1 protein-coding gene is annotated in these 1,443 nt (G+C 38.4%); it reads right to left on the bottom strand.

Going from position 1 to position 1,443, the window contains the following annotated elements; translation table 11 throughout:
• Window positions 1-167: 167 nt before the first annotated feature.
• Window positions 168-1,325 (bottom strand): MarR family transcriptional regulator, encoded by a 1,158-nt coding sequence (locus BZG80_RS15640; RefSeq protein WP_077679767.1) that lies wholly within the window; start codon window positions 1,323-1,325, stop codon window positions 168-170.
• Window positions 1,326-1,443 lie beyond the last annotated feature (118 nt).

Here is a 1,443-nt window from a genome sequence, read left to right as displayed (position 1 = left end):
GTTATAACATGAAAAAATCAACAAGTAAAAAATATTTTATTGCCATAATTATCTTTAAGCCATTTAAAAACTAAATCATTCGTGATTATATTTATGATTTTTATTTGATTAAATAATTAAAAATGTAAAATAAATTTGATTGTTTTTTTGCACAGCCACTTTGCTGTTTAAGAGAGCAATTGATGTTTTTTAATGATCTGGTGTATGCGTTGTCTACTAAGACTAAGAGTCCTAGCGATTTCACTTAAGTTAGTTTTGCTATTCGTGGCTAGCTGTTGTTTTAACAGATCTTTGATCAACTGGTGTTGTTCTAGATTGGCTCCATATCCAATGTCTGGGCCACGCTTAGTTTCAATGCTATTGATGCGTTCTACACATTCGAAGCGATGCAAGATCCCGACTAATGCTGTCCAAGTGTTCAACTCACTGAAAATCGTTAGGCACTCTTTTTCATTCCACGCATTTGGTTCTGTAGAATCTAAGCATCTCACGATCGCGATACACCACGAAGGCCAGTTTCTAAAATCATCTGGTTTGATTTGTTTTATTTTTTTATAGCTAGCTGGATAAGTCACTTTGCATGTCTGAACAATGTTCTTTGATAGTGTGATCCAGTCCCCTGATATAGCGCTATCTTTGCAGTGACGTAAGAAGACTCGTGGATGCGGCGCATAGCCGCTGACCAGATCATAAAGTTGTCGTCCCAACTTTTTCTGTTTGTTCGGTTTTACCAGGTACTTTTCGTATGCCTCGCAATTTTCGTTAGGTAGATGTTTCAATGCAGTGATATCTGCGTATTTTTGCTGTTTATAAAGTCTAGTGGACTTGATGGGATGGTGTTTTTCGCAGTAGTAATGGGATCGGCTGCGTAGACGGAAGCACAGAGCACAATACGGAAGTACACTGTTCCAGCGCATTGTTTCTTCTTGATGCTGGGGAGTGAGTGAACGTAAATCTTTTAACCCCCAGAGCACTTGATCTACATAATCAGTGTGTTGTTGGCTATCAAGCCCGAATCCACGCAACGCTAGCACCGCTTCAATGAGTTTAATTGTTTTATTTAATCCGCCGTAACTTTCGACGATCTCAGCAAGATGGATAGCGTTAGAACTGCTGTACTTTTTGAGTACGGAGCCATGTTGACTGAGTAACTTGGTAAACCATGGCTCTAGAACAATGTTCCGAACAGCATCGACAGCGTATAGGTACCCAGAGCGACGTCGCTGAGCAATTCTACAGCCTTGAGATTCGGCCTGGTTTTTTAAATCATTGATTGCTGTTTCTAGCTGTAGTTTCAATGCATTACGTTTTTGATCCAAGTCCATTAGTCATCATGTCAACATAGTTTTTTGCTTATTCTATATTATGATTCAGTAGATAAGAATCTAAGATACGACTAAATAATAGAGAAATAAAGGTAATAAAATGTTTATACGACAGGAG

This window comes from Salinivibrio sp. MA440, from assembly GCF_001996265.1.
In the GTDB taxonomy this organism is placed as follows: domain Bacteria; phylum Pseudomonadota; class Gammaproteobacteria; order Enterobacterales; family Vibrionaceae; genus Salinivibrio; species Salinivibrio costicola.
The sequence above is the reverse complement of the archived record's forward strand: the minus strand, read 5'-3'. Positions and strand labels throughout refer to the sequence as shown.

Bases quoted from the DNA above. Each gene is read 5' to 3' on its own strand.
- BZG80_RS15640 (WP_077679767.1), bottom strand. From the start codon at position 1,325: ATGGACTTGGATCAAAAACGTAATGCATTGAAACTACAGCTAGAAACA.